Annotated in this window: 6 protein-coding genes; 1 reads left to right on the forward strand and 5 read right to left on the reverse strand. The window is 35.5% G+C overall.

The window, feature by feature from the left end; all coding sequences use genetic code 11:
- Window positions 1-58: 58 nt before the first annotated feature.
- Window positions 59-1465: an MFS transporter gene (locus AOG55_RS05595; RefSeq protein WP_048102092.1), complete on the forward strand. Its 1407-nt coding sequence runs from the start codon at window positions 59-61 to the stop codon at window positions 1463-1465.
- Here AOG55_RS05595 and AOG55_RS05600 read toward each other — a convergent pair.
- The 5 genes from AOG55_RS05600 to AOG55_RS05620 all read right to left on the reverse strand — a co-directional run bounded on the left by AOG55_RS05600 (window position 1458) and on the right by AOG55_RS05620 (window position 6576).
- Window positions 1458-2426 (reverse strand): NAD(P)/FAD-dependent oxidoreductase, encoded by a 969-nt coding sequence (locus tag AOG55_RS05600; RefSeq protein ID WP_048102091.1) that lies wholly within the window; start codon window positions 2424-2426, stop codon window positions 1458-1460. The genes AOG55_RS05595 and AOG55_RS05600 overlap by 8 nt on opposite strands.
- A gap of 36 nt (window positions 2427-2462) precedes the next feature.
- A complete protein-coding gene (locus AOG55_RS05605; protein WP_054964481.1) occupies window positions 2463-3035 on the reverse strand; it encodes an endonuclease dU in 573 nt (190 codons plus the stop codon).
- A gap of 3 nt (window positions 3036-3038) precedes the next feature.
- On the reverse strand, window positions 3039-3902 hold the full coding sequence (locus AOG55_RS05610; RefSeq protein ID WP_048102089.1) for a ribose-phosphate diphosphokinase: 864 nt from the start codon (window positions 3900-3902) through the stop codon (window positions 3039-3041).
- A 192-nt stretch (window positions 3903-4094) separates the two neighbouring features.
- Window positions 4095-5114 (reverse strand): alcohol dehydrogenase catalytic domain-containing protein, encoded by a 1020-nt coding sequence (locus AOG55_RS05615; protein ID WP_048102088.1) that lies wholly within the window; start codon window positions 5112-5114, stop codon window positions 4095-4097.
- 49 nt (window positions 5115-5163) lie between these two features.
- A complete protein-coding gene (locus AOG55_RS05620) occupies window positions 5164-6576 on the reverse strand; it encodes an MFS transporter (RefSeq protein WP_055032623.1) in 1413 nt (470 codons plus the stop codon).
- Window positions 6577-6697: the final 121 nt, after the last annotated feature.

Genomic DNA, 6697 nt, shown 5'->3' on the forward strand with positions numbered 1-6697 from the left:
ATATAGATTATATGCATAAAATATATATCTTAACCAGCATTTTATATTTTGAGAAAAAATGTCTGATATATTTGAAGACTTTGATAAGAAAAAGTTTGGATGGTTTCATGTAAAATCCATTCTAACAACAGGTATTGGGGTTTTTACCGATGGATACGACCTTTCATCGGTTGGTATAGTTCTGGCCATAGTGCTTTCATCATACGGAATTACAAAAAGCACACCTGGATACGTTCTTTATACCAGCCTCATAGCCGGATCAGCGCTTATTGGAGCAGCGGTTGGTGCATTAATTTTTGGTGAGCTTGCAAGACGTGGTAGAAAAAAGTTCTATGGAGTTGATGTGCTTATACTTGGTATATTTGCATTCCTGCAGATCTTTGCCATTAATGTATATGCACTAATAATAATAAGGTTAATACTTGGCATAGGCGTTGGTGCTGATTATGTCATGTCTCCAATGATCATGGGAGAGCATGCAAATGCCAAAGATAGGGGAAAGACAATAGGATTCGGCTTTGGCATGATGTGGGGATTTGGTGCACTTCTTGCAGCCTTTGCATATATGATTTCTGGGCCAATCCTTGGGGTTTCTGATGCTATTCTCTGGAGAATTGTACTGGCACTTGGTGCGGTGCCTGCACTTGCTGTGGTATACCTTAGAAGAAAAATGCCTGAAACACCAAGATTTATAGCCAGAATAGCAGGAGACAAGAAGAGCTTTGAGGATGAGGTAAAATATGTTGCGAACAGGCAAATAAAAATAGAGGGAAACATAAAGGATGAGCATGGCTTCAGGTATTACTTCCATAAATACAGAAGGGAATATGTTGCCGCCATGCTTCTATGGTTCTTCTATGACCAGATAGCATATGCCGGAATTCTGTTCGGACCCACATTAATAGCTTCTAAGCTTGGATTATCACCAGATGCATGGACATACCTAATGGAGGTCTTTACACTGGTCGGTGGCATTGTAATGCTATCATTAATAGACAGAAAGGGCAGAAAGCTCCTTCAGATACTTGGATTTATTGGAATGGGCGCCTTCCTTCTGTTATTTGACGGCTTAAAATCAGTTGGGATAGTTGCAGCATTTCCAATAGCAGGAATGCTTGCATATGGCCTCGGCATGCATTTCTCAAATCAGGCAGGGCCCGGATCAATCACCGCCTCCGGAATGTACGGTGTTGAGCTGGCGCCCACAAAAATAAGATCACAAATACAGTCATATACAGTTGCATCCGGAAGAACAGGTGCATCTTTGGCATCATTTGTATTCCCTGCTGTATTTGCCGCATTTGGAGAATCGGTTGCATTCTATTATCTCTCAGCCCTTGCAATAATTGCTGCAGTGGTCACATTTGTATTCATACCTGAAACAAAGGGGTCCCTTGAGGAATCATCAAATGAAATAAAGGAAATGAAAAGCATAAAAATAGCAGAGGATCAGCCAGTCAGATGAAATGGGACAAAAAGGAATGGATATTAAAATCTATTCCAAATTCCAGAATATTTTTTTTAATATATTTTATTGCCTTTAATGTATTATAATTAATTATTCTGTTTTCCTGAACATTCTTAACAAATCTGTATAATATATTATAATAATAAAACTCTTTTTTTATATTCCTTTCATATTCATCTTTTAATGATTCCAGGTCATTATATTTTTTAAAAGCCTGAAATAGTATCTCTGCTGATTTCAATGAGGGTATAATCCCCTCTCCAGTTAACGGTGATACTGTTCCAATGGCCTCTCCAATGCCTATAATATTATCATTTGAAATGGCAGAAAATAATGGTTTCATCCTTATATTCCTGCCGGTAATCCTGATTCTTTTGTATTTATTAATCATGGATAAATCCTGCATGTTTTTTGACCCAACACCCACATGATATCTTCCATTTCCCAGTGGAAAGCTCCAAAAATATCCGCGGCCCTGGGGGAGAAAATAAAAATAAAAGTCCTTAAAATCTGAATTTTCTGTTAGGTATTCAATTGTATAATACTTATCATCCCCGGTTGTTTGTTTGATGTAGTACCTTGAAATACCAGTTGCGTCTATAATTATATTATCTCTATTTTCTGTTTTAATTATGGATTTTTCATAATTTATGCTTTTGATAATATCATTTTCAAATTTATTTTTATCAAAGGTTACAAGTCCTTTTGAAGCAAGATGCCTGCCAGCAAAATTATTGCCGGAAAATGTTATATCCTTTGCATAGGACATTACATATTTATCAAAATCAATATTAATATTATCAGCATATTTTTTTATAATGTTAATATTTGTGGCAAAGCCACATGGTATGTAATGGTCAGGCTTCTTTAATTCGAATGCTGAAACATCAAATCCTGAATTTTTAAGTCTTGTGTATATATAGAGACCTGAAATACCAAGTCCGGCAATTTTTATCATAGGATTTGAATAAATTGTATTATAAAAACATTTGTTTTATGGCCGGCCATGGCTCTCTCCTGTTTTAATTGCAGTTGCTATTAAATGTGCCATCCTTACAGGTTCCGGTATGTTACCCATTTTAAGTGTTTTTTTAATTACCAGCACTGCGCTATCGTAATCAATTCCTGCATGGTTTATATAAAGATTTCTTCCGTTAACTGTTACCAGCACAGGTAAATTTTTATTTATTATATTAAAGCGGTAATCATGATCAATAAAATGCTTTTCCAGGGCGGATTTTATTGAATCAATGTCAGGTTTTTTTCTTATTATTGATATAACAGGTATGCCTGTATTATTATTTATTTTTTCAATATCCATTACATTAAAACCGCCAAATGTAATTCCGTTTGTCATTATTATATTAATCTCCCTTAAAAATCGCCCATTAACCATTGATAAAATTTTTTCATTTACATCTGTACCGTCAACCGCAATTGTTCTTAATAAGATTCCTTCTATATAGCCATCCGGCTTTATAAGCACGCCGGTTAGTATTGTTTCCTTATCTACATTCTTTTTAAATGGGCCATCGTCTATGCCAAGGATCCTTATTCCCTTCTTCATATATTATATTTTTATTTTTCCTTGAAGCGCCCTTGCTATTGTGTCTGAAACAGTAATATTACTATATTTTGTTTCTATTGTATCTGTAACCGTAAGTTCATTTACATACTTTTCAATCTTAATATTGCTCTCCATTGCAAAAACCCCGTGTATTGCACAGGCATATATTTTCGCAGCCCTCCTATCACGCATCATCTGTGTTGCCTTTATAATGGTTCCACCTGTTGATATCATATCATCAAGAAGAAGTATATTTTTATCTGAATAATCTAAATCGGGCGGTTCCATTTTAACCGTTGTTGCATCTATTCTTTTCTTATCTATGTAATATGCCGGAACTTTCAATTTGGATGCTATAATTTTGGCACGGTCGTATCCACCATCATCAGGAGATATAACATAATCTATCTTTTTTGATTTAAAATATTCATATATTGGGTCTATTATTTTTAAATTAATGAATGGCACTGAGGCATAATTTATTGTTTGATTATCGTGCAATTCCACTGAAATTATCATGTCTGCATACTGGCTGACCGCCTGTGCAAATACCTTAGATGAAATGGGTTCACCATTATTGTACCTCATATGCTGCCTTGCATATCCAAAATAAGGTATGACTGCAGTCAGGCTCTTTGGACCTTCCTCACGTATTGCATTCAGTAACAGAAGGTATTCTATTATATCAGAATCGCTTCTTGTATTTCCGATTAAAATAACATCCTCATCCTTTAGATCTTCCTCAATTCTTAAATACATTTCATTATCCGGGAATCTTTTCCTGATAACGCCAGAAACACTGCATGATAAAATATTTGCAAGCCTTCTGGATACATTGTAGGCTGTTGAAGAGGGGACAATATACATTTTATTATCGTATCTTAATACCTAACTTTTAAAAAAGGTTTTTGTTATGGTGTGTTTCACTTTTAATTAAATCCATACAAATCCCGTAAATTATTAGATGTACATAAATAACATAATATTAAGCGTGAAAATTTCGCATCATAAAGACATTTAATATTTATTATTTTTATTTTTCAATTATGTTATTTAAAATTAGCTAAAATCAATAAGAACCCTACCAAAAATTTTTTTGTTTAACATATCCTCATATGCCTGATTTATCCCGTCAATCCGTATTTTTTTTCCTATAATTGGTTTTAGGCCCCTTGCATTTAATTCAAGTGCTGTTTTAAGGTCCTCTCTTGTTGATGATATGCTACCCTTAATACTGTTACCCTTAAGAATTATCAGTCCAAGAGGAAGGCTAACAGGATCGGGCTTAAGATTTCCTATAACAACCATGCGGCCACCTGTTTTAAGGCTTCTGAGGGTTTTATTAAACGTTGCAATCCCCACATCCTCAAGTGCTATATCAACACCATCACCTGTAATTTTCTTTATGTCCTTATTATAATCATCATCTGCATGTACAACATATTCTGCACCCAGTTTATAAAGTTCCTCATCCTTCCATTTTGAACTTGTCTCTGCTATTGGTATTCCACCAAGGGCCCTCACGATCTGTATTGCGTTTGATCCAACACCGCCACCAGCACCTGTTATTAGGACATAATTGCCCTTCTCTATTTTGCCAACCTTTTTAATTGCATGAACGATCATGCCTGTCACACATGCTGCTATTGGTATTGCCTCATCTGGAACATCTTCTTCTATTTTAACAAGAGAATTTTTATTGACATTTACATATTTTGAATACCCACCATTTAATGTCTCACCAAAACTCTTTTTATTAGGGCACAGATTTTCATTTCCGGAAAGACAGTAACTGCATTTTCCACACGGTACGTAAATAAGCGATGCAACCCTGTCACCTTTTTTGAATTCTGTAACATTTTTTCCTGTTGCAACGACAGTGCCGCCAATTTCATGGCCGGGAATTATGGGCAATGATACCCTTGGAAAAAAACCCTGCTGTGTTAAAATATCCCTGAAACAGACACCGGTGTAATGCTGCATTACCGTAACCTCATCTTCGCCAGGGTCTGGAATTTCATAATCCCTTAGAATTATATTGGAGTTGATTTTATCCAAAAATCCGGAAATAGAATCCATTTTTAAAATATAATAAAATTATATTTAAATATTGGTATGATGATAAAATTTAGTTATTTTCTGATTTCTCTGACCTGCTTTCATTTACACCTTTATTATATGATCCCGAAAGCGCCGTCATTGCATTCTCTTCCAGTGTTTTTCTTTTTGTTTCAATTGAAACAGCATAAAAGATAATGCCAGCGATTATGGACATTACTGTGTCATAAACTAATGAATAATAAAGTCCCATTATTGCATATAATGTAAGCATCGGGAGTGCTAGGCCAAATTCAAAAAGTTTTTCCCAACCAACAGAAAGACCTCTTGAACGTGTTGTTGAAATCTCCGCGGCAGGCAGATACTGAAGTGTCCCAACAAATCCCACGTTAATAAAGAAGAATATTCCAAACATGGCAATAAGCAGCGGTATGGATAGTACATGGAATGTGTCTGCAATGAGCAGTATACCCATTGGCACTGCCCCAAGAATGAATCCGTATGTACCCATTTTTCTCCTTCCAAGCCTGTCAACGATTAATGATGTTATGGCAACTCCCACAGTACCTATTAAATCGATTATAAAGGTGCCCAAAACGGCCATGGTTGATGATGCACCAAGATTCTTTAACTCGGCTGATGAATAAACAGATGCCAGATTGACTGTTAATGCATACGCCGCACCTATCCAAAAAATGTATATTATTGCCCTTAAATTTTTTCTGTTAAAGAATTCTTTTATGTTTCCCTTAATCCCCTTTGGCCTCTTCACATTTATTTTATCAGGGTCTATCATTATGCCCTCCTTTTTTAATTTTTCTGTTATTTTTGGTATTAAATCTGTTCTTCCATTTTCCTTTGCCCACCTTAATGATGCGGGCATATCAAACCTAAGGCCAAATAATATTAACGCGGGCACTGCGGCTATTAGAAAATCATATCTCCATGCAAGCAGGGATCCAACGTCTATTGTTAATACAAGACCTATTAAAACAGTTGCAAGCGTACCAAACATAAAAAATAATTTTTCTGTTGATAAGAGTTTACCACGCCTTTTTGCAGGAGCATATTCAGATAATAAGGGAACGGCAGCAGCATAATCAACGCCGATGAATATTCCCAGACCAAGTCTTGTTATAAAAAAGAACAGGTAATCTGTTGAAACTGCACTTAATATTGCGAACAGGGCCATTCCAAGTGTGTCGTATAAGAATAATGATTTTCTGCCTATTCTATCACTAACTATTCCCTCAAGGATGGCCCCACCTGCAACGCCAACCCAGTATGCACCGGTTGCAAATGCAACAAGGTACGGAGGAAGATGAAATAATATACCAACAGCTATAAGTGCCACTGATGACCCAAACTCATTAAACGCGTCCGTAAATGGGCCAAGTGCTGCGGTAACTGCAAGTCTCCTCTGAAATTTTCCGACTCTTGCATTATCTATCACAGAGTAAACATCAGTATCATCGCCATACATACATTTTATTATTACATCATATTATTTAATAATTATCCGGTAATTATATAAATACTTAAATATCACCTAATATTTTTTATATAATATATTGACTTTATAATAGTAATTTTAATAAAAATTT

Source organism: Acidiplasma cupricumulans, from assembly GCF_001402935.1.
GTDB lineage: Archaea > Thermoplasmatota > Thermoplasmata > Thermoplasmatales > Thermoplasmataceae > Acidiplasma > Acidiplasma aeolicum.

Bases quoted from the DNA above. Each gene is read 5' to 3' on its own strand.
- AOG55_RS05605 (WP_054964481.1), bottom strand. From the start codon at position 3,035: ATGAAGAAGGGAATAAGGATCCTTGGCATAGACGATGGCCCATTTAAA.
- AOG55_RS05615 (WP_048102088.1), bottom strand. From the start codon at position 5,114: ATGGATTCTATTTCCGGATTTTTGGATAAAATCAACTCCAATATAATT.
- AOG55_RS05595 (WP_048102092.1), top strand. From the start codon at position 59: ATGTCTGATATATTTGAAGACTTTGATAAGAAAAAGTTTGGATGGTTT.
- AOG55_RS05610 (WP_048102089.1), bottom strand. From the start codon at position 3,902: ATGTATATTGTCCCCTCTTCAACAGCCTACAATGTATCCAGAAGGCTT.
- AOG55_RS05600 (WP_048102091.1), bottom strand. From the start codon at position 2,426: ATGATAAAAATTGCCGGACTTGGTATTTCAGGTCTCTATATATACACA.
- AOG55_RS05620 (WP_055032623.1), bottom strand. From the start codon at position 6,576: ATGTATGGCGATGATACTGATGTTTACTCTGTGATAGATAATGCAAGA.